Raw genomic sequence first — 20,807 nt, 5'->3', positions numbered from 1 at the left:
TGACCGGGTGGCGCCCGGCCCACGGACACGAGAGGGTGTGGGAATGACCGATGCCTTCCGCACCCCACCGACCCAGTCGCTGGATCGTGACGCCGCCGGCGCCCTGATCGTCGGCTTCAGCGGCACCACCGCTCCCGACGAGCTGCGCCGGGCCGTCGCCGACGGTCTCGGGGCCGTGATCCTGTTCACCCGGAACGTCGAAGGCCCCGAGCAGGTGGCCGCGCTGACCGCCGCCCTCCGCGCCGAGCGACCGGATCTGGTCATCGCGATCGACCACGAGGGCGGAGAGTTCAGCCACCTCGCGCCGGCCAACCCGTGGCCGCTCGCCTCACCTCGCGTGCTCGGCGATCTGGATGACCTCGACCTGACCCGCGCATCCGCCCGCGACGCCGCTGCGACGCTGGCGAGCCTCGGTATCGACCTGATGCTCGCGCCGTCCGTGGACGTGAACAGCAACCCGGCGAACCCGATCATCGCCACCCGCTCGTTCGGCACCACCGCGGAGCTCGTCTCCCGGCACGGGGTCGCGTTCGTCGAGGGCGTGCACGAGGCCGGTATCGCCGCCTGCCCGAAGCACTTCCCCGGCCACGGCGACGTGGCGGTCGACTCGCACCTGAGCCTCCCGCACGTCGACCGCTCGATCGAGGAGGTCAACGCGGTCGAGCTTGCGCCGTTCCGGGCGACCATCACGGCCGGAGCCGACGTGGTGATGAGCGCGCACGTCGTGTTCTCGGCGTACGACGATCAGCCGGCGACGCTCTCGCGCCGACTGCTGACCGGCCTGCTGCGCGAAGAGCTCGGGTTCACCGGCGTGATCACCACCGACGCGCTGGAGATGCAGGCGATCACGAACACCCGGTCGATCGAGGACGCCGCGGTCGCGTCGATCACGGCCGGCGCCGACCTGGCCATGATCGCGGTCGGGTCCGCCGACCCGCAGGCGCTGACGGCTCGCGTGGTCGAGGCCGTGCGTACCGGAATCCTCCCGGCCGAGCGCGTCGCCGAGGCTGCCGCCCGGGTCCGCACGCTCGCCGCCACACTGGCCGGCCGGACCCGCAACCCCGGTCTTGACGGCGCCCCGATCCGCGAGGTCGCCGCGCGGGTGGTTGCCGGCCAGACGTTCCCCGCCCTCGGACCGACGCCGTACGTCGTCGACCTGACGCAGGGCCTGCACCCGGCCTGGAACCCCTACTTCAGTGGTCTTCCGGAGATCTTCACCCGGATCGCTCCCGGCGCGGACGGCGTCGTACTGCGCGGCCAGCACCACCTCTCCGCCGACGCCACGCCGGGGACCGATGCCATCGGCCAAGCCGTCAAGGCTGCCGAGGGCCGCCCGCTGGTGATCGCGATCCAGGACGCCGTCCGTACGCCGTGGATGCGCGACGCGCTCACGCACCTGCTCCAGACGCACCCGGACAACGTCTTCGTGCTCTGCACCGGCATCCCCGAGGACCGTGCCATCGTCCCGGCCGACATCCCGACCGCGACCACCTCGGGCCGCAACGTCATCGTCCTGGAAGCCATCGCGAAGGAGCTGACCCGCCCGACGTCCTAGCGATCAGCTGCGCGGCGGGTCAAACCGCTACTTCGGACGGCACTCCAGCTCGAGGTCCAGCGCGTGCTGCTCGACGTAGTTGAGCGCGTGGCGGACGGCGCCGACGGACACGATCGCGTCGCCGAGCGAGGAGACCGCGACGCGGGGCGGCGTGCTGGTGTAGCCGGCGAGCTGTTTCTCGAGGTCGGGGAGGAGCGCGACGGCACCCTCGGCGACGGCACCGCCGAGGACGACCAGCTCCGGGTTGAACATGCTGCCGACCGTCGCGATCACCCGGGCGGTGCGGGCGGCGATGTCCTGAAGGATGCCTACGGCAACCGCATCGCCGTCGGCGGCCGCGTGGAACACCTGCTCGGCCGTCACCTTGCCGTCGATCGCGAGGGTCCGCAACGAGGTCGCCACGGCCGGGTCGGCGACGGCCGCCGTACCGAGCTCGCGGGCGATCCGGGCGATGCCATGGGTGTCGCCGACGCCTTCGATGAGCTTGAGGAACACCATTTCGCCGGCGCCGCCGCGGCTGCCGTGCAGCAACCGGCCGGAGTCCATCAGACCGGACCCGAACCGTTCGCCGGCGAGCAGGACGATCAGGTCGTCGACGTTGCGCGCCTCGCCCCGCCAGTGCTCGCCCAGGGCAGCCAGGTTCGCGTCGTTCTCCAGGAGGACCGGCCAGCCGTGCAGCGCGGTCAGGCGCTTCGAGAGGCCGGCGTCGAACCGGCGCCAGAACTCGTCGTCGACCAGGATGTTCCCCTCCCGGTCGACCGGCGCCGCGACCCCGGCCCCGGCGGCCAGCACCTGCGAGTCGTCGATCCCGGCCGCGGCCACCGCCTCGAGCACCGTCTCGTGCACGATCTCGGTGCGCTCGCCCGGCGTCTTCACCCCGGCCGCGGACCGGCCCGCCTTGGCGATCGTCTCACCGCGCAGGTCGGCGACGAGCACGGTCGTCTTCGCCGCGCCGATGTCGATCCCGAGCACGAACCCGGCCTTGCTGTTGAACTCGAACCGCCGCGAGGGGCGGCCGACCGACGTCCGGCCCGGCTGCAGCTCGACCACCCAGCCCATGTCGATCAGGTCGTTGCAGACCGCGTGCACGGTCGCGCGGGTGAGGCCGGTGGCCTCGATCAGGCTGGTGCCGGTCATCACCCGGGCACGGGTGAGCACGCCGAGCACCTTCCCGGCGTTGACCCGCCGAAGCATCGTCGGTGTCGCCGTCTCGGGGGTCGCCGGTGGTTTCGCCATCAAAGCCCCTTGACCTCGTCGTGAGTACCATCGCAGAATACTCTAGAATCTAAATTTAGAGCCTATATAAACAACTGGGCACGACGAGACATCCGAGTGAGGGCATCGTGACGACTCCGCACACGACCGATCCCGACTGGTGGCGGCAGGCGGTGGTCTACCAGATCTACCCGCGCAGTTTCGCCGACGCGAACGGCGACGGCGTCGGCGACCTGCCGGGCATCATCAGTCGAGTCCCGTACCTGGTGGCGCTGGGCATCGACGCGGTGTGGCTGAGCCCGTTCTACCCGTCCGCGCTGGCCGACGGCGGGTACGACGTCGACGACTACCGCAACGTGGATCCGCGGCTCGGCACGCTGGACGACTTCGACGAGCTGGTCGCGGCGCTGCACGAGTCCGGCATCAAACTGATCGTCGACATCGTCCCGAACCACACGTCGAACCGGCACGAGTGGTTCGTCGAGGCGCTCGACGCCGCGAAGGGCCACCCGGCGCGGGACCGGTACATCTTCCGCGACGGTCCGGATGGTGCCCCCGACCAGCCGCCGTCGGACTGGGACTCGGTGTTCGGCGGCTCGGCCTGGGCGCAGACCGAGGACGGCCAGTGGTACCTGCACATGTTCGCCGCCGAGCAGCCCGACCTGAACTGGGAGCACCCGGAGGTCCGTTCGGACTTCCTGGAGACGTTGAAGTTCTGGTCCGACCGGGGTGTCGACGGCTTCCGCGTGGACGTCGCGCACGCGTTGGTGAAGGACCTGTCCGAGCCGTTCCCGTCGAAGACCACGTTGCCCCGGCAGTCCGAGTCCAACGGGAAGCACCCGCTCTGGGACCAGGAGGGCGTGCACGAGATCTACCAGGAGTGGCGCACGCTCCTGAACCAGTACGACCCGCCGAAGTCGGCGGTCGCGGAGGCGTTCGTACCGGCTGCCCGCCGAGCCCGGTACGCGAGCGCCGACGGCCTCGGCCAGGCGTTCAACTTCGATCTGCTGCAGGCCGACTTCGAGTACGAGAAGTTCCGCCAGGTGATCGAGGCGAACCTCGCGCTCGCCGAGGAGAACGGCTCGTCGTCGACCTGGGTGTTCTCGAACCACGACGTAGTCCGGCACGCGACCCGCTACGGCCTGCCGAAGAACCCGAAGGGCGGCTGGCAGGACGGCAAGGACTGGCTGCTCAGCAACGGCACCGAGCCGACCGTGGACGTCGCCCTCGGCCTGCGGAGGGCCCGGGCGGCCACGCTGCTGATGCTGGCGCTGCCGGGTTCGGCCTACCTCTACCAGGGTGAGGAGCTCGGGCTGCAGGAGGTCGGCGAGCTGCCGGCCGCGAACCTGCAGGACCCGGCGTACTTCCGCTCGAAGGGTGCCGAGAAGGGCCGCGACGGCTGCCGGGTGCCGATCCCGTGGACCGTCGGCGGGCTGTCGTTCGGCTTCGGCTCGGGCGGCTCGCACCTCGTCCAGCCGAAGTGGTTCGGTGCGTACTCCGTCGAGGCGCAGGAGACCGACCCGGACTCGACGCTGAGCCTGTACCGCAAGGCGCTCGCCGTGCGGCGCGGACTGCGGACCGGCAACTCGCTGAGCTGGGTCGAGGGCTCCGAGTGGGTCCTGCACTTCACCCGGCCCGGCGGCTGGCAGTGCATCACGAACTTCGGCGCCGCGCCGGTCGAGCTGCCCGATGCGGCCGTCGTCCTGTCCAGCGGGCCGCTCGAGGGCGACAAGCTGCCGGGAGACACCACTGCCTGGTTGATCTAGGCAGCCAGTACTCGTTCCGGTCAGGTGGGTCGGCGTACGCCGGCCTCCCCCTCCCCCTGTGACCGGAGCGATCCCGTCGGTGCGAGACCTGTAGTGGAAGCGGCGGGGCGGCCGCTCCACGGCAGCGCATCGGCGGACAGTGGTTGTGGCGGGGGCACCGGGCGGCTGCCCCCGTCACAATCCATGCAAGGCAAGATAGGCCGCGTGCCAACCACGCTTGCCGACGTGATCGCGGTCCTCGACCAGCTGTACGACCCCTCCTGGGCGGAGTCCTGGGACGCGGTCGGGCTGGTCACCGGCGACCCTGAGCAAGAGGTACGCCGGGTGCTGTTCGCCGTGGACCCGATGCGGGCCGTGGTCGACGAGGCGATCGAGGGCGGCTTCGACCTGCTCGTCACGCACCACCCGCTGCTGCTGCGCGGCGTGAACAGCGTCGCCGCGACGACGCCGAAAGGCCGGGTCGTCCATGACCTGATTCGCAACAACGTCGCGCTGCACGTCTGCCACACGAACGCGGACAACGCGAACCCGGGCGTGAGCGACGCTCTCGCGGCCGCGATCGGCCTGCAGGACACGCGTCCGCTCCGGCCGCTGGCGTCCGATCCGACCGGCCGGCTGGGCGGCGGGCGCGTCGGCGTACTCGCGGAACCGCTGCCGCTGACCGACTTCGCGCGGCTGGTCGCGGAGAGCCTGCCGGAGACCTCGCAAGGCGTCCGGGTCTCAGGCGATCCGGAGCGGACGATCTCGTCGGTCGCGGTCTGCGGGGGAGCGGGGGACTCGGAGTTCGACCGGGTCCGCGCGGCCGGTGTCGACGCGTACCTGACCGCGGACCTGCGGCACCACCCGGCGACCGAGGCCCGGGCGTACGACGACCCCGCGCTGGTCGACGTCGCGCACTGGGCCAGTGAATGGCCGTGGCTCCCGGATGCCGAGCGGCTCCTGGTCGAGGCTTTGGCGGCCCGAGGCAGTACCGTGGACACTCACCTCTCCACGCTCCGCACCGACGCGTGGAACCTGCGGCTCTGAGACCCGCATCAAGTCATCTAACTGAACCGAGCTGAGGAGCCGACCCTGAACGCCGAGCCCGCCGTCCAACGCCGGTTGCTGGACCTGCAGGACCTCGACCTGCAGCTGGATCAGGTCGCGCACAAGCGCGGCGCGCTGCCCGAGCACCAGGCGCTCAAGGACCTGGCCGCCGAGAAGTCCGTGGTCGACCGCGAGCTGGTCACCGCGGACACCGAGGTCAGCGACCTGCAGCGTGAGCAGAAGAAGGCCGACTCCGACGTCGACCAGGTGCGCCAGCGCAAGGCGCGCAACCAGCAGCGGCTCGACTCCGGTCAGGTCACCTCGCCGCGCGACCTGGAGAACCTGCAGCACGAGATCGGTTCGCTGGACCGGCGGATCGCCGACCTCGAGGACGCCGAGCTCGAGGTGATGGAGAAGCTCGAGGCGGCCGAGGCGGTGCAGGCCGACCTGCGCGCTCGCGCCGAGGCGTTCAGCGGCCGGCAGGCCGAGCTGGAGACCACGCGCGATACCGCGCTCAAGGAGCTGGACGAGCAGCGGGCCGAGCTCGCGGGCAAGCGGACGACGGTTCTGGCGGAGCTGCCGGAGGGGCTCGTCACGCAGTACCAGCGGCTGCGTGAGCACAACGGCGGCATCGGCGCCGCGCCACTGGTCGGCAAGCGTTGCATGGGCTGCCGGATGGAGCTCGCGCCGTCCGACCTCAACGCGATCAAGGCCGCCGCGCCGGACGCCGTACTGCGCTGTGAGGAGTGCGGCCGCATTCTCGTGCGGACGTCGGAGAGTTCTGTATGAGTCTGGATCACGTCATCGTCGAGGCTGATGGTGGATCGCGCGGGAATCCGGGGCCGGCGGCGTACGGCGCTCTCGTGCGGGATCCGGCGACGGGTGCGGTGATTGCCCAGCAAGGGAAGACGCTCGGGCGGGCGACCAACAACGTCGCGGAGTACTCCGGTCTGATCGCCGGGCTCGAGCTGGCCGCGGAGTACGCGCCGAACGCCTCGATCGAGGTGCGGATGGACTCCAAGCTGGTGATCGAGCAGATGGCCGGCCGGTGGAAGATCAAGCACCCGGACCTGCAGCCGCTGGCGATGAAGGCGCAGGGGCTGGCGCCGTTCGGGACCGAGTGGACCTGGGTGCCGCGCGCGCAGAACGCGGCCGCGGACGCGCTGGCGAACATGGCGCTGGACGGCGTACCGATCCCGCTGAAGCCGGAGGCAGCCGGTCCTGGACCGGCCGTCGCGCAGGAGCCGTCGGATCTGCAGAAGGCCTTGCAGGGTTGGGGTGCGCAGGCCGAGCCGCCGACCCAGCTGATCTTCCTGCGGCACGGCGAAACGCCGCACACCGTGGAGAAGCGGTTCTCGGGTTCTGGCGGTGACGACCCGTCGTTGAGCAACACCGGGCGGGCGCAGGCGGCCGCGGCCGCGTCGTACCTCTCGCGGATCGGTGGGGTCGACGCGGTGGTGACGTCGCCGCTTCAGCGGACGCGTGAGACTGCGGCTGTGGTCGCTGCTGGGCTTGGTCTGGAGCCGGTGGTGGACGACGGCTGGGTGGAGTGCTCGTTCGGTGACTGGGACGGGTACACGTTCGCCGAGGTGCAGCAGAAGTGGCCGGACGCGCTCAACGCGTGGCTGGACTCGACGTCGGTCGCGCCGCCTGGTGGCGAGTCGTTCGACGCATGCGCGCGGCGGGTGCGCTCGGCGCGGGACGGCCTACTGACTCGGTACCCGGGCAAGACGGTCGTCGTGGTCACGCACGTCACCCCGATCAAGCTGATGGTCCGGTCGGTGCTGCAGGCCCCGATGGCATCCATGTTCCGGATGGAGCTCAAGCCGGCCACCCTCACCGAGATCAACTGGTACGCCGACGGCCTCGCGTCGCTCCGCTCCTTCAACGTCCAGCCATCGCTAGTCTGACCTCATGCCGCTGCAGAGGGTTCGTTTCGTCGAGGAGGTCCCGGAGGTCTTCCGGGCGTCGTTGCAGGACATCCGGCGCGAGCAGCAGGTCCCGGACAGCTTCCCGGCTGAGGTCACCGCGGCGGCGTTGGCGGCGGCCAAGAGTCCTCGGCTGCCGGCGCTGGACCGGACCGACATCGAGTTCGTGACGATCGATCCACCGGACTCGATGGACCTCGACCAGGCCTTGCACATCGAGCGGTCCGGCGACGGCTACACCGTGCACTACGCGATCGCGGACGTCGCGGCATTCGTCCAGCCTGGCGACCCGATCGACGCCGAGGCGCGCCGGCGCGGCGAGACGCTGTACGCACCGGACAAGCGGACCCCGTTGCACCCGCCGGAGCTGTCCGAGGGTGCCGCGTCGTTGCTGCCCGACCAGATCCGGCCGGCACTGCTGTGGACGATCACGGTCGATGCGACCGGTGAGGGTACGGGCGTCACCTGCGAGCGAGCCCTGGTGAAGTCGCGGGCGAAGCTCAACTACGCCGGCGTACAGCAGGACCTCGACGCTGGTACGGCGTCCGAGTCGCTCCAGCTGCTGCGCGAGGTCGGCAAGCTCCGCGAGCAGCGCGAGCTCGCGCGCGGGGGAGTGAACCTGCCGATCCCGGACCAGGAGGTCGTGACCTCCAACCACGGCTGGGGTCTGGAGTTCCGCGCGCCGCTGCCGGTCGAGGGTTGGAACGCGCAGATCTCGCTGCTCACCGGCATGGCCGCCGGCGAGCTGATGATGAAGGGCAAGATCGGCATCCTGCGCACCCTGCCCGAGTCGCACGACGACCTGCGCCGCAAGCTCGGCAACACCGCCAAGGCCCTCGGCATCAGCTGGCCCGAGGAGACGTCGTACGCCGCGTTCATCCACGGGCTCGACCCGAAGGTGCCGGCGCACGCGGCGATGCTCGCGGCCTGCACCGTGCTCTTTCGCGGCGCGGGGTACGTCGCTTTCGCGGGGACGGTGCCGGCGCAGCCCGAGCATGCGGCGATGAAGGCGGAGTACGCCCATGTCACCGCGCCGCTGCGCCGCCTGGTCGATCGGTGGGCCGGTGAGATCTGCGTGGCGCTGTCCGCGGGCACCGACGTACCGGCCTGGGTGCGGGATTCGATGGACGAGATCCCGAAGGTGATGGACGACGCGGACCGGCGCGCGCACGCGTACGAGCGGTCGATCGTCAGCATGGTGGAGGCCGGGCTGGTCGCGGACCAGGTCGGATCCACCTTCGACGGCGTGATCACCGACGTCGACGAGCGAGAGACGACCCGCGGCATCGTCGCGCTGTCCACGCTGGCGATCGAGGGCCGGGTGACCGGTCCGTCGCCGCTGCCGCTGGGCCAGCGGGTCCGGGTCAAGCTCGTCGAGGCCGACATCGCCAAGCGCACGATCGCCTTCGAGCTCGCCTAGGCCGTGTCTGGTGCTGGCTGTCAGCTGACGTAGTCCTCGACCGCGGCCGTGGTGCGGTCCAGGTCGCCGGTCGCGAGCAGGTCCATCAGCGCGCCACGGAGCATCGCGAGTACGCCGGTACGCCGGGCCGCCGCCTCGGGAGCGTCGGGATCGCGCTGACAGGCCTTGAGCAGGTCAAGCCAGTCGTCGACCGTCGAGCGGCCGAAGTCCGCCCACGGGCCTTCGGGTGCGACGAGCGAGCGCCCGTACGCCTCGACCCAGAACTTCATCAACGGCCGGCGCTCGGGAGCGGACAGCCAGGCCCACAGTTCGCGGGCGATCACGGTCAGCCCGGGCGGTTCGGCGTACTGCTCGTCGATCCTGCGGAGCAGCTCGAGCTGGTCGGCGCGGCCGCGGGCGAGCAGGGCCCGGATCAGGCCGTCCTTGCTGCCGAACAGGAACAGCAGCACGCGGGGGCTGGAGCCGATCGCGGTCGCCAGCGGGCGGAGGGACAGGTCGGCCAGGCCATGGGTCAGCGAGTACGCGTAGGCGCGCTCGAGCAGTTCGGTCTCGCGCGCGGACGGGGCTGGCTTCGTGGTCGGCACGGGGCTAGTATTACGCACTGAAACACTCGTGTCAGTAGATCGGGTAGGGACATGGCGAAACTCATCAGGAAACTCGGCGAGCGCCCCGGGGACCTCGGCTGGGTGGTGCAGGCGCATGCCGAGATCTATGCGGCGGAGTACGGCTGGGGACTGGGGTACGAAAAGCTGATCGCGGACATCGTCGCCAAGTTCGGCGCCGAGATGGACGACAAGGGCGTGCAGGCGTGGATCGCGGAGGTGGACGGGGAACGGGCCGGCAGCATCTTCTGCGTCCGCGGGCCTGACGACGGGATCGCGCAACTGCGGCTGCTGCTGGTGTCGCCGACCGCCCGCGGCCTCGGCCTGGGCGCCGACCTGGTCGACACCTGCCTCGCCTTCGCCCGCGCGGCCGGCTACAAGCGCATGGTGCTGTGGACCAACGATCCGTTGGCCGTTGCCCGCCGCATCTACCTCGCCCGCGGCTTCCAGCTGACCAGCTCGGAGAAGCACGAGCTGTGGGGCGACGAACTGGTCGGCCAGTACTACGAGCTGGACCTTTAGCTCAGTCGCCGACAAGCGGCAGGCTGTCCAGCCACAATGCCCGGAAATCGGCTGTGCTCTGGAAGGTCGCGGGGACCTTGCCGATGGCGTTGATCACCGTGTTCGCGCCGGCCGCCTGGCCGACCGCGTACAGGTAACCGGCGCCGCTGTCCTTGTCGATCCCGAGAAGTAGCGTGCCGTGCTGGCCGCATCGCTCGGCGAGCAGCCGCTCGAACCCTTGCCAGGTGGAGGTGCGGACCTTCGTCACTGTCGTCTTCATGGCGGTGGTGACGGGGATCCGGACGGTGTAGAGCGCACCGCCCTTGGTGTTCATCAGCAGGGTGTCGTACGTCGGCTTCTGGCTGATCAGCGTCATCGTCTTCACGGCCGCGAAACCGGCCACCGAGCCGCGCGCTGTCCACGTCTGCTGGTTGTGCACGTCACTGGTGACGAGCCAGCGCAGCAGAGTGCCGTCGGCGCGGAGCGCGTACTCGAACCGCTGACGACCGCCGATCGCCGGGTAGGAGTCCTCGAACGCGATCATCCGGTCCCAGCCGCCGCCGATCAGCTGCCTGGTCAGGACCTGGGTGGTGCCGGCCTGGTTGTCGACGGCGTAGATGACGTTGTACATCCGGGCGCCGACCACTGCATTGCCGCCGCGGGCGACCGGGAAGTCGCTGTCGCCGTTGTCGGTGTCGAACGAGCCGGCGAGCCGCACCGGTCCGGCCGGGAAGATGCCCGTGGCCGCGGTGCCCGCAGCTGCTCTTGGTGGGTTGGAGGCGAGGAGGGACTGGTAGGTGAAGTCACCGGCGGCGTTGAACGTGCCGGCTTGGAGGCTGCAGGACGTGGCCGCCGCTCGCGTCGGTACTTCGGCGTGGGCCTGGCCGGCGGGGACTGCCGCGGCCAGTGTCAGCGCCAGGGCGGAAAGCTTCTTCAGCATTCGATGCTCCAGGTGTGGGACGGGACTACCTGGATGATGCTGCTCGCGGGTGGAAAGTTATGAGCGGCAGGCGGGGGCGCCGGGGGCCGGGGTCTTGTAGAGGGCGTGGCTGAGGAAGGTGTTGAGGTAGCCGTTGGTGACGGTGAGGGCGTGCCGGGGGCCGATGCTGCCGAGCGGGAGGAACTTGCGGAGCGGGAGGGCCAGGTAGTAGACGCCGTAGTCGGTGAAGTTGAAGTGCCGGGCGCCGGGGACGGTGGCGCACCACGACGTACCTTTGCTTGCCTTGAGCAAGGAGATTGCGCGGTTGCGGTCGGCATCGTTCTTGGCGTCCGGGCCGCAGACGCTGGTCATGCAGGAGTCGTCGGCTCCGAGCAGCATGATCGGCGCGTTCACGCCTTTGGTGACCACGTCCCCGAACTGGCTGCCGTCGAGGTCGGCCGCGGCCGCGCACTTCGGGTCCAGCCGGCAGGCTTCGAGGGAGGCGGCGCCGCCGAACGAGTGGCCGACGTACGACGTCCCGACGGCGGACTGGACCGACCCTGGTAGTTGCTTCGCGACCATAGCCGCGGCGAAGCGTGCGTCCGCGGCCCAGATGGTGACGAGATGATCGCCGACCTTCTGCGCCGCGTCGCTGCTGTCGCCGAGGTTGGAGGGGTTGGCCTCCGGTTTGCTGGTGATCGCTTGGCCGTTGAGCACGGTGAGGTTGGCGCTGTACGTCGGGGTGACGCCGGCGACCAGGTAGCCGTGGCTGGCGAGGTCTTCGGCGAGAGCGGCGTACATGGGTGCGCTCAGGCCCATGCCGGGCATCAGTACGACGGTCGGGAACTGTCCGGGCGCGATGGCGACGCGGTCCAATGCCCTGTCCTGCAAGGTGTCGAACGGTCCTTGGAAGACCGACACCGGTTGCTTCAGGTGCAGACCGCTCCACAGGCCCGGCGCGTACTCGACGTGGCGGCCGGTCGTCGACTTGGCCACCGGGTACCAGAGCCAGACGGCGAGCTTGCGCGGACCTGCGGCGTACGGATCCCTGCGTGCGGTGTCGGTCCACTCGTAGGTGCGGCGGCCGACCTGATAGTTGCCCGTTGGCTCAGGCAAGGACACCGGTTCAGACCGCTGTACCAGCACCCATCCCACATACCCAGCCCCACCCAGCAGCAGGACAAGCAGCAGAATGACGACACCAGTCCGCACGCGCCTCCGCATGCGGCCAGTGTCTCATCCAGACGATCGCATCAGCTGGATGTCGAGGTCGGGCTGATGGCTCCGACGTACCGAGGTCCGTGTCGACTGCCTAGGAGTTGTGTGATGAGTTTGCCAGAGGTCGTGTCTCGCGAAGAGTGGCTGCAGGCTCGCCGTGCGTTGCTGGACGAGGAGAAGGCGTTCACCAAGGCGCGGGATGCGTTGAACACGCGGCGCCGGGAGCTGCCGATGGTGCGGATCGACAAGCCGTACACCTTCACCGGCCCGTCGGGCGAGGCCGGGCTGCTGGATCTGTTCGAGGGGCGCGCCCAGCTGGTGGTGTACCACTTCATGTACCCGCCGGAGTGGTCGGCCGGCTGCCCGAACTGCACCGCGTTCGTCGAGGAGATCGGGAAGGTCGACGCGATGCACGGGCTGAACACCACGTTCGCGCTGGTGTCGCGGGCGCCGTACGAGAAGCTGGTCGCTTATGCCGCCGAGCACGGCTGGGAGTACCCGTGGTACTCGTCGTTCGAGAGCGACTTCAACTACGACTTCCATGTGACGCTGGACGAGTCGAAGGTCCCGTTCGAGTACAACTACCGCTCGAAGGCCGAGTGGGACGCCCGCCCGAACAACGGCTTCATCCAGCAGGACCAGCCGTTCGATCTGCACGGCCTGAGCTGCTTCCTGTACGACGGAGACGCCGTCTACCACACGTACTCGACGTACGGCCGCGGCGCCGACTCCATGTCGTTCACCCCGACCGCGCTGGACCTGACCGCACTCGGCCGCCAAGAGCCATGGGAAAAGCCAGCCGGCCGAAGCCTCCCGGCCACCACGGACCACTGCCACTAGCCTCCGAAGCTTGTTGAATGGCTGGTATGACCATCCAGGTTGGTGCCCTCGCGCCGTTGACCCCACCCGGCTGGGCCGAGGCCGGCCGCCACCTCGTCGCCGGACTCGAGTTGGCCGTACACGACGTCAACGAGTCCGGCGGCATCGACGGCCAACCGCTGGAACTACTCGTCCGAGAAACTGCCGCCGACGCCGACCGCGCCACGGCGGCCGTGGACGAGTTCGCCGACCTCGGCGTGGCGGCGGTCGTGGGCGAGTACCACAGCGTCGTAGCCCGCGCCGCAGCCGCCGAAGCCGTCGTACGCCGCCTGCCGTTCCTCTGTTCGTCCGCCGTCCTGGACGCCCTCACCGACGAGCCCACCGACTGGGTCGCCCGCATCGCCCCACCGCAGTCCCGCGGCTGGACCCTGTACGCCGACTACCTCCGCACCCAAGGCCACACGAACATCGCGGTCATCACCCAACCAAGCATCTACTGGACCGCCGGCACCCGCATCCTCCAGCAACACCTGACCGTCACCGAACTCCCACTGACGACCCCGGCGGACACCTGCGCCGAGCTAGCACGCACCACCGTCACCGCCGTACTCCTCCTCACCGGCCACCCCGAGCCGGCCCTCACCCTCGCCCAAACCATCCGCCAAACCCTCCCCAACCTCCTGATCGGCGCCCCCGCCGGCCAACCAGAACTCCCCGAATGGGCCAACCAGTCCGGCGCCGGGATCCCCTTCCTCCGCTACCTCCCGCCCACCCTGACCCCCCTCGGTACCCGTGTAGCAGCCACCCTCCACAACCCATCCTTCGTAGCCTTCGAGGGCTACGACACGATCCTTGCCCTGGCCGACTACCTCCGCGCCAACAACTGGTCCCAGATCACCACCGAAGGCACCCGCGGCAAAATCACCTTCACCCGCACCCCCGAAATCCCCGTCTGGCAATGGACGCAGCCGCCCATCCAAGTCAGCGACCGCGACCCCGCCAACCCAACCCACTTCCGCACCCTCCACACCGGGTGAACCGGACAGCCAGAACGCGAGTACGTCGAGGATGTGCCGCCGGGTCCGTGGTCCGACCAGCAGCACGTGTTGACAGCGTGGACTTACGAAGAATTCACCCCGACGTATTCACCGCGAGCGCAGCGAGCAACCCCGCGGCGCCAGCCAGGTGCACCGGGGCACTCGCCCCCGAACAGACGGTGGGTGGGGCGGCGAGTAGTGCGGCGACGAAGGAGCCGTGCGTAGCACCGCGCTGGGTTAACCACCTGCACCACGCATCAGCAGTACGGCGCGTAGTACGCCAGCCCGGGCCAGTCGCCCTCACCACCTTGTCCGACGCCAGTAGCCGATCCGCGCGAGTTATCACGCCGCCTTCCCTCTACCCGGTGAGATCTCCGGAACAAAAATGCCACCTGGTGACACTTAATCTCCGAAGATCACCCGCGCCCCGCAGGCCGAGTCGGGCCACCTCAGCCCATCACCAGCAGTACGACGAGTAGTACGCCAGCCCGGGGTAGTCACCCGCGAGCGGCAGCGAGCACCCCCGCGGCGCCAGCCGCGAACCCGCGAGCGGTAGCTCGCAACCCGCGAGCGCAGCGAGCGAACTCCCGGCGTCAGCCGGAACACCGGGGCGCCCGCCCCGAACAAACAGGGTGGGTGGGGCGGCGCGTAGCTCGGCGACGAAGGAGCTGTGCGTAGCACCGCGATGGGACTACCACCAGCACCCGACACCAGCAGTACGACGCCTAGTACGCCAGCCCGGGGTAGTCACCCGCGAGCGGCAGCGAGCAACCCCGCGGCGCCAGCCGCGAACCCGCCAGCGGCAGCTGGCAGGAAGCCGGCGCCAAGCCGGAGGGTGGGTGGGAGCGCACGTAGTGGCCGCGTAGGAGGAGCGGAGCGACGACAGAGCGGCCGCGGAGCTACGCGTGGGGCGGATACACACGCGGGGTGGATAAGAGGAACGGGTCGGTCTGTAAGCCGGATTCTGTGGTGGCGATCATCCATCTACGGTGGCCGTTGCCGGGCACCTCCAGCGGCCTACCCGCGAGCTCGGGCGGGCAGCCCTCGGACGCTCGCGCGGGCGGTGGTTGCCCATCGCCCTTCTTGGCCTTGCTCCACGTGGGGTTTACCGAGCCTCCGCAGTCACCTGCGGAGCTGGTGGTCTCTTACACCACCGTTTCACCCTCACCCGCACTCCGATGAACCACGGGGTTCACCGGAGCCGCTGGCGGTCTGTTCTCTGTGGCACTGTCCCGCGGGTTACCCCGGGTGGGCGTTACCCACCACGTTGCCCTGTGGAGTCCGGACTTTCCTCGGCGCCCTGTTGCCAGGGCGACGCGATCGCCCGACCGACCCGTTCCTGCTTTCAGGATACGGCTTCCGGCGCGACCTCCGGCCACCGCCCGTCGCTACCCCGGGTGTACGGGCGTACTTCGACCACCGCATCCAGGTTCAGCGGCCCGTAGATGTGCGGGAAGCTCATCCCGGTCCCGTCCAGGTCCTCGTCGCACAGGGCGGAGACCAGCCGCTCGGTGTCGATCACGAGCAGGCACAGCGGTACGTCGACATCGTCGTACGCGAAGTTGGCCACCATCGCGACCTGCTCCGGCCGGGAGGCGTGGATGAACGTCGCGCCGTCGTCGAGGCTCTTCCCGCGGGTCGACCACCGGTAGCTGCCGGCCTCCTGGGCGGCCGCCCACTGGTCCGCGAACGCGAGGTGAAAGATCGTCGCCATGCGCCCCAGACTAGAACGCCGACCACCCGCCCGCGCCTCGCCACGTCGACCGCGATCAGGTCCGGCGCCAAACCAGCAACCCGGGATCGACGCTTTCTCGGTGCGGTAAGTTTCGCGGCATGGCGAGTGCTGAGGAGACCGACAAGCCGCGTACGACGGAGCCGCCGAAACCGGTCGACGACCTGGTGACGACGCGGCACACGCTGACCGTCGACGGGCAGGAGCTGCGGTACACCGCGACCACCGGGCGGATCGTGCTCCGGCAGGAGGTGATCACCGACGGGAAGTTCGACGGGCTGAAGCCGAAGGCCGAGGTCTTCCTGACCGCGTACACCCTGGACGACGCGGAAGCAGCCGACCGGCCGGTGACGTTCGCGTTCAACGGGGGGCCGGGTTCGTCGAGCATCTGGCTGCACCTCGGTCTGCTCGGCCCGCGCCGGGTCGTGTCCGGCGACGTGGGCGACCTCGCGCCGCCGCCGTACTCGATCGTGGACAACGCCGAGACCCTGCTCAAGCACAGCGACGTGGTGTTCATCGACCCGGTGTCGACCGGGTTCTCGCGCGCGGTCGAGGGGGAGAAGCCGGGGGACTACCACGGCTTCACCCGCGACCTGGAGTCGGTCGGCGAGATCATCCGGCTGTGGACGTCGCGGAACGGGCGGTGGATGTCGCCGAAGTTCCTGGCCGGGGAGTCGTACGGGACGACGCGGGCGGCCGGGCTGGCCGCGCACCTGCAGGAGCGGTACGGGATGTACCTGAACGGGGTCATCCTGATCTCGGCGGTGCTGGAGTTCGGGACGCTCGACTTCACGCCGGGCAACGACCTGCCGTACACGCTGTTCCTGCCGACGTACGCCGCGATCGCGCACTACCACGGTCTCGTCCCGGACCGGTCGCTCGAGGAGCTGCTCGCGGACGCGGAGCGGTTCGCGGCCGGAAGGTACCCGAATGCGCTTGCCCAGGGCAACCGTATTCCGGCGGACTACCGGGCCGAGGTCGTCACCCGCCTGGCCGAGCTGACCGGTCTCAGCGAGGACTACATCGACCGGGTGAACCTGCGGATCGAGCACATGCGCTTCTTCGGTGAACTGCTGCGCTCGCGCCGGCAGACGGTCGGGCGGCTCGACGGGCGCTTCACCGGCTGGAACCCCGACTACGGTTCGGAGACGCCGGACCGCGACCCGTCGTTCAACGCGATCACCGGGCCGTACGCCGCCGCGCTGAACCACTACCTGCGGATGGAGCTCGAGTACCACAACGACCTGCCGTACGAGGTACTGAGCATGGACGCCGCGAAGAACTGGTCCTACAAGGAGTTCGAAGGCCAGCAGATCACCGTCGCCGAAAAACTGGCCGAGGCGATGCGCGTCAACCCCCACCTCAAGGTCCACGTAGCCTCCGGCCACTACGACGGCGCCACCCCGTACTTCGCCACCGAGAACACCCTGTCCCGCCTACAGATCCCCGCAGACCTCACCACCAACATCGAGGTCAAGTACTACCCCGCCGGCCACATGATGTACGTCCACAACCCCTCCCGAATCCAACAATCCGCAGACCTGGCAACCTTCATCACCACGTCCTCCAACCGTTGATCCTCATCCGCCAACCGGCGCCGATCCAGGCACCGCCGTCAGCCGGCGCGACGCTCCGTCCACCCACGCCGGCCGACACCCGACCCCTGGGCCGCTTGTACTTCGAGGCTTACGACCCGGGCGTGGCCTCGGCAACTCTCGACGAAGCCGTCGAAGACATCCGGCTCACCTTCGAGTCGGCGTACGGCGTGCTCGATCCAGCGCTGAGCCGGTTGGCGTGGGATGGGGATCAGCTGGTCGGTGCGAGTCTCGTGGTCGAGCGGGCCCCTTGGCCGGACACCCCGGACTGCCCGTTCATCATCGAACTCTTCACCGCCAGAACCCACCGCCGCCAAGGCCTCGCGCATCTGCTCCTGACTCCGTGCGCAAGCACCACCGTCGCCCTCAGAGTCGATGCGAACAACACCCCGGCAATCACCCTCTACCGCAGCCTGGGCTTTCAGGACGGGTAGATGCGGAAGCCGGTGAACTTGCGGTGGTCGAAGGAGGTGTAGAAGGCTTCGGCGGTGTCGGTGACCAGGTCGCCGTCGAGGGCTACGACTGTGGTGACGCCGGGGGCGGTGAGGACGGCGTGGGAGCGGGTCGGGTCTGCTACCAGGCTTGGCCGGCCTTCGGCTTCGCACAGTGCGATTACGCCCGCGAGGTGGGCGCGCTCGTACTGCGTGATCGTCACGGCAGGGTGAGGACTTCGGCGCCGGTGTCGGTGACTACGAGGGTGTGTTCGAACTGGGCGGTGCGGGACTTGTCCTTGGTGGTGGCGGTCCAGCCGTCGTCCCAGAGGTCGTAGTCGTAGGTGCCGAGGGTGAGCATGGGCTCGATGGTGAACGTCATCCCGGGTTCGATCACGTCGTCGAAGCGTTCGTCGTCGTAGTGGGGGATGATCAGGCCGGAGTGGAACGACGTCGCGATGCCGTGGCCGGTGAAGTCGCGGACCACGCCGTACCCGAAGCGTTTGGCGTAGGACTCGATCACCCGGCCGATGATGCTGACCTGGCGTCCGGGCTTGACCGCCTTGATGCCGCGGTTCAGCGCCTCCTGCGTGCGCTCGACCAGCAGCCGGCTCTCCTCGTCGACGTCGCCGACCAGGAACGTCGCGTTGGTGTCGCCGTGCACCCCATCCAGGAACGCGGTGATGTCGACGTTGACGATGTCGCCGTCCTCGAGCTCGCGGTCGTCGGGGATGCCGTGGCAGATTACCTCGTTCACCGACGTGCACAACGACTTCGGGTACCCGCGGTAGCCCAGCGTCGACGGGTACGCACCGCGCTCGACCAGGTACTCGTGACCGATCGCGTCCAGCTCGTCCGTCGTCACGCCCGGCTTCGCCGCGGCGCCCACCGCCTGCAACGCCTGCGCGGCCAGCTTGCTCGCGACCCGCATCTTCTCGATCAGCTCGGGCGACGTCACATAAGAACCGTCGTACGGCGTCGGCGCCGGCTTGTCCACATACTCCGGGCGCGGAATGGATACCGGGACTTCACGACGCGGCGAGATGACGCCAGGGCTAATGATCGACATGGTGGGATCATTCTAGAGAGCTGCGACAAGACTCCCGGGAGGTAGGTCATCCAGATGAGCGACGATCACAGCAACGAGTGGTACTACAACACGAAGACCGGCAAGGTCGAGCCGTACCAGGGCGCCAAGTCGGGCGACCGGCTCGGTCCGTACAGCTCCCCGGAGGAAGCCGCCCGGGCCCTCGAGAAAGCGCAGGAGCGCAACGAGGAGTGGGACAACGACCCGAAGTGGAACGACGACTGACCGACGACTGACCGCGGCAGCACCGAGGGGCACCACCCGCGAAAGGTGGTGCCCCTCAACTCTGCGATGACGTCCGTCGCCGGGCCCGGATCAGCGGGCGACGCGACGCGCCGGTGCCTTACGGGCCGGCGCCTTCTTGGCGACGGTCTTCTTGGCCGCGGTGCGAGCCGGGGCCTTCTTCGCCGCTACCCGCTTCGCCGGCGCTTTCCTGGCCGCCGTTTTCGCGGGCGCCTTCTTCGCGGCGACCCTCTTTGCGGGCGCCTTCTTGGCGGCCGTCTTGCGTGCGGTCGTGGCCTTCTTGGCGACCGTCTTCTTCGCTGCCGTCGTCGTCTTCTTGGCGGCGGTCGTGCGCTTCGCCGGCGCCTTCTTGGCAACGGTCTTGCGGGCCGTGACCTTCTTCGCCGGGGCCTTCTTCGCAACGGCCTTCTTGGCGGTGGTGGCCTTCTTTGCAGCCACCCGTTTGGCCGGGGCCTTCTTCGCCACCGTCTTCTTGGCGGCGGTCGTCTTCTTGGCCGCACTCACCTTCTTCGTCACTGTCTTCTTCGCGGCGCTGACCTTGCGCGTGGCCGTCGACTTCGCGGCGACCTTCTTGGCCGGCGCCTTCTTGGCGACAGTCTTCTTGGCGGGAGAAGCCTTTTTGGCTGTCGCCTTCCCTGCGGCTGCCTTCTTGGCTGGCACTCTGCCTCCTTGGTGCGGCTGAGGAAAACCACGGTGGATTCCTCGTCGTCACGATGATGACAACACTTGTGCCTTACGTAAAGCACCCGAAACGTCCACAGGTTAAGGAGAAGTCGCGGCAAAACGGCCGGGATTTGCCGGAAATCCTTGTGCAGAAGGGATTTCGCGCCGCTCCGAGCATGCCGGAACGGGCCAAGAATTTCTTGGCGACACGCGCACGATCTGCGCGTCTTCGGGCCCGATCGGGGAGTGTTGTCGTCGGCAACGTCCTGCGCGAGAGAGGTGCGAGAGCCCGATGACGACCCGGTACGACGACCTCCACAACGCCGTCGAACTACCGCGCGACGTGACCCGCGTGGTCAGCATCGTGCCGTCGTTGACGGAGTCGATCGCGGCCACGCACGTGTCCTTGATCGTTGGTGCGACCGACTGGTGTACGCATCCCGCGGACCTCGACGTGACGCGGGTTCGCGGTACCAAGAATCCCGACCTCGACCGCATCGCCGAGCTCGCACCGGACGTCGTCGTCGCGAACGCGGAAGAGAATCGCGGACCCGATCTCGACGCGTTGCGAGACCGTGGAATTGCGGTCTGGATCACCGCGCCGACAACCGTCCCCGAATCACTCGACTCGCTCGAGCGCATGCTGTCCGCGATCACCGGCGACGTACCGGCGTGGTTGCACGAAGCACGCGCGGTGTGGAGCACGCCGTACGACGGAATGCGCCGGCGGGCCGTGATTCCGATCTGGCGGCGGCCGTGGATGGCGCTCGGCCGCGACACGTTCGCGGGCGATCTGCTGTCCCGGATCGGCATCGACAACGTGCTGAAGGAATCCGGCGAGCGTTATCCACGGTTCGACCCGGCCGACTTACCGGAGTACGACGTGGCGGTGCTTCCCGACGAGCCTTATGCGTTCAACCCGGCGGACGGACCGGAGGCATTCGGCAAACCCGCGCGCTGCGTCTCGGGCCGCCATCTCACCTGGTACGGCCCGTCCCTGGTCGAAGCGCGGGAATTGCTGAGCGGACAGCTGGCGTGACGTCCGCCACG

General features: G+C 69.1%; 20 protein-coding genes, 1 other RNA gene and 1 pseudogene. 13 read left to right on the top strand and 9 right to left on the bottom strand.

Annotated features, from left to right (window positions below; genetic code table 11):
* The first annotated feature begins 43 nt into the window (after positions 1-43).
* Positions 44-1,555, top strand: a complete 1,512-nt coding sequence (gene nagZ, locus AB0E69_RS37850) for a beta-N-acetylhexosaminidase (protein WP_360158029.1) — start codon at positions 44-46, stop codon at positions 1,553-1,555.
* Positions 1,556-1,582: 27 nt separating this feature from the next.
* Here nagZ and AB0E69_RS37845 read toward each other — a convergent pair whose 3' ends face one another.
* Positions 1,583-2,791 carry an ROK family transcriptional regulator gene (locus tag AB0E69_RS37845; RefSeq protein ID WP_360158026.1) on the bottom strand — a complete coding sequence of 403 codons (1,209 nt, stop codon included), beginning with the start codon at positions 2,789-2,791 and terminating at the stop codon, positions 1,583-1,585.
* A gap of 107 nt (positions 2,792-2,898) precedes the next feature.
* Here AB0E69_RS37845 and AB0E69_RS37840 point away from each other — a divergent pair, with 107 nt between their 5' ends.
* The 5 genes from AB0E69_RS37840 to AB0E69_RS37820 all read left to right on the top strand — a co-directional run bounded on the left by AB0E69_RS37840 (position 2,899) and on the right by AB0E69_RS37820 (position 8,910).
* Positions 2,899-4,536 carry a glycoside hydrolase family 13 protein gene (locus AB0E69_RS37840; protein WP_360158023.1) on the top strand — a complete coding sequence of 546 codons (1,638 nt, stop codon included), beginning with the start codon at positions 2,899-2,901 and terminating at the stop codon, positions 4,534-4,536.
* A 204-nt stretch (positions 4,537-4,740) separates the two neighbouring features.
* On the top strand, positions 4,741-5,562 hold the full coding sequence (locus tag AB0E69_RS37835; protein ID WP_360158020.1) for a Nif3-like dinuclear metal center hexameric protein: 822 nt from the start codon (positions 4,741-4,743) through the stop codon (positions 5,560-5,562).
* A 75-nt stretch (positions 5,563-5,637) separates the two neighbouring features.
* The gene (locus AB0E69_RS37830) at positions 5,638-6,351 is read left to right on the top strand and encodes a C4-type zinc ribbon domain-containing protein (protein ID WP_360158016.1); all 714 of its coding nucleotides are present in this window, start codon (positions 5,638-5,640) and stop codon (positions 6,349-6,351) included.
* Positions 6,348-7,472 (top strand): bifunctional RNase H/acid phosphatase, encoded by a 1,125-nt coding sequence (locus AB0E69_RS37825; protein WP_360158013.1) that lies wholly within the window; start codon positions 6,348-6,350, stop codon positions 7,470-7,472. Before AB0E69_RS37830 ends, AB0E69_RS37825 begins: the two co-directional genes overlap by 4 nt.
* A 4-nt stretch (positions 7,473-7,476) precedes the next feature.
* Positions 7,477-8,910, top strand: coding sequence for an RNB domain-containing ribonuclease (locus tag AB0E69_RS37820; RefSeq protein ID WP_360158010.1), 1,434 nt, complete (start codon positions 7,477-7,479; stop codon positions 8,908-8,910).
* Positions 8,911-8,930: 20 nt separating this feature from the next.
* Here AB0E69_RS37820 and AB0E69_RS37815 read toward each other — a convergent pair whose 3' ends face one another.
* Positions 8,931-9,494, bottom strand: a complete 564-nt coding sequence (locus AB0E69_RS37815) for a TetR/AcrR family transcriptional regulator (RefSeq protein WP_360158007.1) — start codon at positions 9,492-9,494, stop codon at positions 8,931-8,933.
* Positions 9,495-9,542: 48 nt separating this feature from the next.
* On the opposite strand from AB0E69_RS37815, the pseudogene AB0E69_RS37810 reads away from it, so the two are divergent.
* A pseudogene (locus tag AB0E69_RS37810) lies at positions 9,543-10,034 on the top strand (GNAT family N-acetyltransferase); the annotation flags it as partial.
* A 1-nt stretch (position 10,035) separates the two neighbouring features.
* Here AB0E69_RS37810 and AB0E69_RS37805 read toward each other — a convergent pair.
* On the bottom strand, positions 10,036-10,953 hold the full coding sequence (locus tag AB0E69_RS37805; RefSeq protein ID WP_360158004.1) for a hypothetical protein: 918 nt from the start codon (positions 10,951-10,953) through the stop codon (positions 10,036-10,038).
* A gap of 57 nt (positions 10,954-11,010) precedes the next feature.
* On the bottom strand, positions 11,011-12,156 hold the full coding sequence (locus AB0E69_RS37800) for a hypothetical protein (RefSeq protein ID WP_360158001.1): 1,146 nt from the start codon (positions 12,154-12,156) through the stop codon (positions 11,011-11,013).
* Positions 12,157-12,258: 102 nt separating this feature from the next.
* On the opposite strand from AB0E69_RS37800, the gene AB0E69_RS37795 reads away from it, so the two are divergent.
* Positions 12,259-12,990, top strand: coding sequence for a DUF899 domain-containing protein (locus AB0E69_RS37795; protein WP_360157998.1), 732 nt, complete (start codon positions 12,259-12,261; stop codon positions 12,988-12,990).
* Between the two features lie 26 nt (positions 12,991-13,016).
* Positions 13,017-14,006: an ABC transporter substrate-binding protein gene (locus AB0E69_RS37790; RefSeq protein ID WP_360157995.1), complete on the top strand. Its 990-nt coding sequence runs from the start codon at positions 13,017-13,019 to the stop codon at positions 14,004-14,006.
* 937 nt (positions 14,007-14,943) lie between these two features.
* On the opposite strand, the gene rnpB is transcribed toward AB0E69_RS37790, so the two are convergent.
* Positions 14,944-15,342: RNase P RNA component class A (gene rnpB, locus AB0E69_RS37785), an RNA gene on the bottom strand.
* Positions 15,343-15,351: 9 nt separating this feature from the next.
* Entirely contained in the window at positions 15,352-15,720 is a 369-nt protein-coding gene (locus tag AB0E69_RS37780; RefSeq protein WP_360157992.1) for a DUF952 domain-containing protein, read from the bottom strand.
* Between the two features lie 119 nt (positions 15,721-15,839).
* Between AB0E69_RS37780 and AB0E69_RS37775 the strand changes: the two genes are divergently transcribed.
* Both AB0E69_RS37775 and AB0E69_RS37770 read left to right on the top strand, forming a co-directional pair.
* A complete protein-coding gene (locus tag AB0E69_RS37775; RefSeq protein WP_360157989.1) occupies positions 15,840-17,315 on the top strand; it encodes a peptidase S10 in 1,476 nt (491 codons plus the stop codon).
* A 122-nt stretch (positions 17,316-17,437) separates the two neighbouring features.
* Positions 17,438-17,767: a GNAT family N-acetyltransferase gene (locus AB0E69_RS37770; RefSeq protein WP_360157986.1), complete on the top strand. Its 330-nt coding sequence runs from the start codon at positions 17,438-17,440 to the stop codon at positions 17,765-17,767.
* Here AB0E69_RS37770 and AB0E69_RS37765 read toward each other — a convergent pair.
* Both AB0E69_RS37765 and map read right to left on the bottom strand, forming a co-directional pair.
* Entirely contained in the window at positions 17,755-17,988 is a 234-nt protein-coding gene (locus AB0E69_RS37765) for a hypothetical protein (RefSeq protein ID WP_360157983.1), read from the bottom strand. The two genes, AB0E69_RS37770 and AB0E69_RS37765, sit on opposite strands and share 13 nt — an antisense overlap.
* Positions 17,985-18,833 carry a type I methionyl aminopeptidase gene (gene map, locus AB0E69_RS37760; protein ID WP_360157980.1) on the bottom strand — a complete coding sequence of 283 codons (849 nt, stop codon included), beginning with the start codon at positions 18,831-18,833 and terminating at the stop codon, positions 17,985-17,987. The genes AB0E69_RS37765 and map overlap by 4 nt, the downstream gene beginning before the upstream one ends.
* Positions 18,834-18,887: 54 nt before the next feature.
* Between map and AB0E69_RS37755 the strand changes: the two genes are divergently transcribed.
* Positions 18,888-19,076, top strand: a complete 189-nt coding sequence (locus tag AB0E69_RS37755) for a hypothetical protein (RefSeq protein ID WP_360157977.1) — start codon at positions 18,888-18,890, stop codon at positions 19,074-19,076.
* Positions 19,077-19,166: 90 nt separating this feature from the next.
* Here AB0E69_RS37755 and AB0E69_RS37750 read toward each other — a convergent pair whose 3' ends face one another.
* Positions 19,167-19,754, bottom strand: a complete 588-nt coding sequence (locus AB0E69_RS37750; RefSeq protein WP_360157974.1) for a histone H1-like repetitive region-containing protein — start codon at positions 19,752-19,754, stop codon at positions 19,167-19,169.
* A 295-nt stretch (positions 19,755-20,049) separates the two neighbouring features.
* Here AB0E69_RS37750 and AB0E69_RS37745 point away from each other — a divergent pair, with 295 nt between their 5' ends.
* A complete protein-coding gene (locus AB0E69_RS37745) occupies positions 20,050-20,796 on the top strand; it encodes a helical backbone metal receptor (protein WP_360157971.1) in 747 nt (248 codons plus the stop codon).
* Positions 20,797-20,807 lie beyond the last annotated feature (11 nt).

Origin of the sequence: Kribbella sp. NPDC026611 (assembly GCF_040638345.1) — a bacterium.
In the GTDB taxonomy this organism is placed as follows: Bacteria; Actinomycetota; Actinomycetes; order Propionibacteriales; family Kribbellaceae; genus Kribbella.
Note: the sequence above shows the minus strand (reverse complement) of the source record. Positions and strands in the feature narration are given on the sequence as shown.

Coding starts and splice junctions, on each gene's coding strand:
- nagZ (WP_360158029.1), top strand. CDS start 44: ATGACCGATGCCTTCCGCACCCCACCGACCCAGTCGCTGGATCGTGAC.
- AB0E69_RS37845 (WP_360158026.1), bottom strand. CDS start 2,791: ATGGCGAAACCACCGGCGACCCCCGAGACGGCGACACCGACGATGCTT.
- AB0E69_RS37825 (WP_360158013.1), top strand. CDS start 6,348: ATGAGTCTGGATCACGTCATCGTCGAGGCTGATGGTGGATCGCGCGGG.
- AB0E69_RS37820 (WP_360158010.1), top strand. CDS start 7,477: ATGCCGCTGCAGAGGGTTCGTTTCGTCGAGGAGGTCCCGGAGGTCTTC.
- AB0E69_RS37805 (WP_360158004.1), bottom strand. CDS start 10,953: ATGCTGAAGAAGCTTTCCGCCCTGGCGCTGACACTGGCCGCGGCAGTC.
- AB0E69_RS37800 (WP_360158001.1), bottom strand. CDS start 12,156: ATGCGGAGGCGCGTGCGGACTGGTGTCGTCATTCTGCTGCTTGTCCTG.
- AB0E69_RS37795 (WP_360157998.1), top strand. CDS start 12,259: ATGAGTTTGCCAGAGGTCGTGTCTCGCGAAGAGTGGCTGCAGGCTCGC.
- AB0E69_RS37790 (WP_360157995.1), top strand. CDS start 13,017: ATGACCATCCAGGTTGGTGCCCTCGCGCCGTTGACCCCACCCGGCTGG.
- AB0E69_RS37780 (WP_360157992.1), bottom strand. CDS start 15,720: ATGGCGACGATCTTTCACCTCGCGTTCGCGGACCAGTGGGCGGCCGCC.
- AB0E69_RS37775 (WP_360157989.1), top strand. CDS start 15,840: ATGGCGAGTGCTGAGGAGACCGACAAGCCGCGTACGACGGAGCCGCCG.
- map (WP_360157980.1), bottom strand. CDS start 18,833: ATGTCGATCATTAGCCCTGGCGTCATCTCGCCGCGTCGTGAAGTCCCG.
- AB0E69_RS37755 (WP_360157977.1), top strand. CDS start 18,888: ATGAGCGACGATCACAGCAACGAGTGGTACTACAACACGAAGACCGGC.
- AB0E69_RS37745 (WP_360157971.1), top strand. CDS start 20,050: ATGACGACCCGGTACGACGACCTCCACAACGCCGTCGAACTACCGCGC.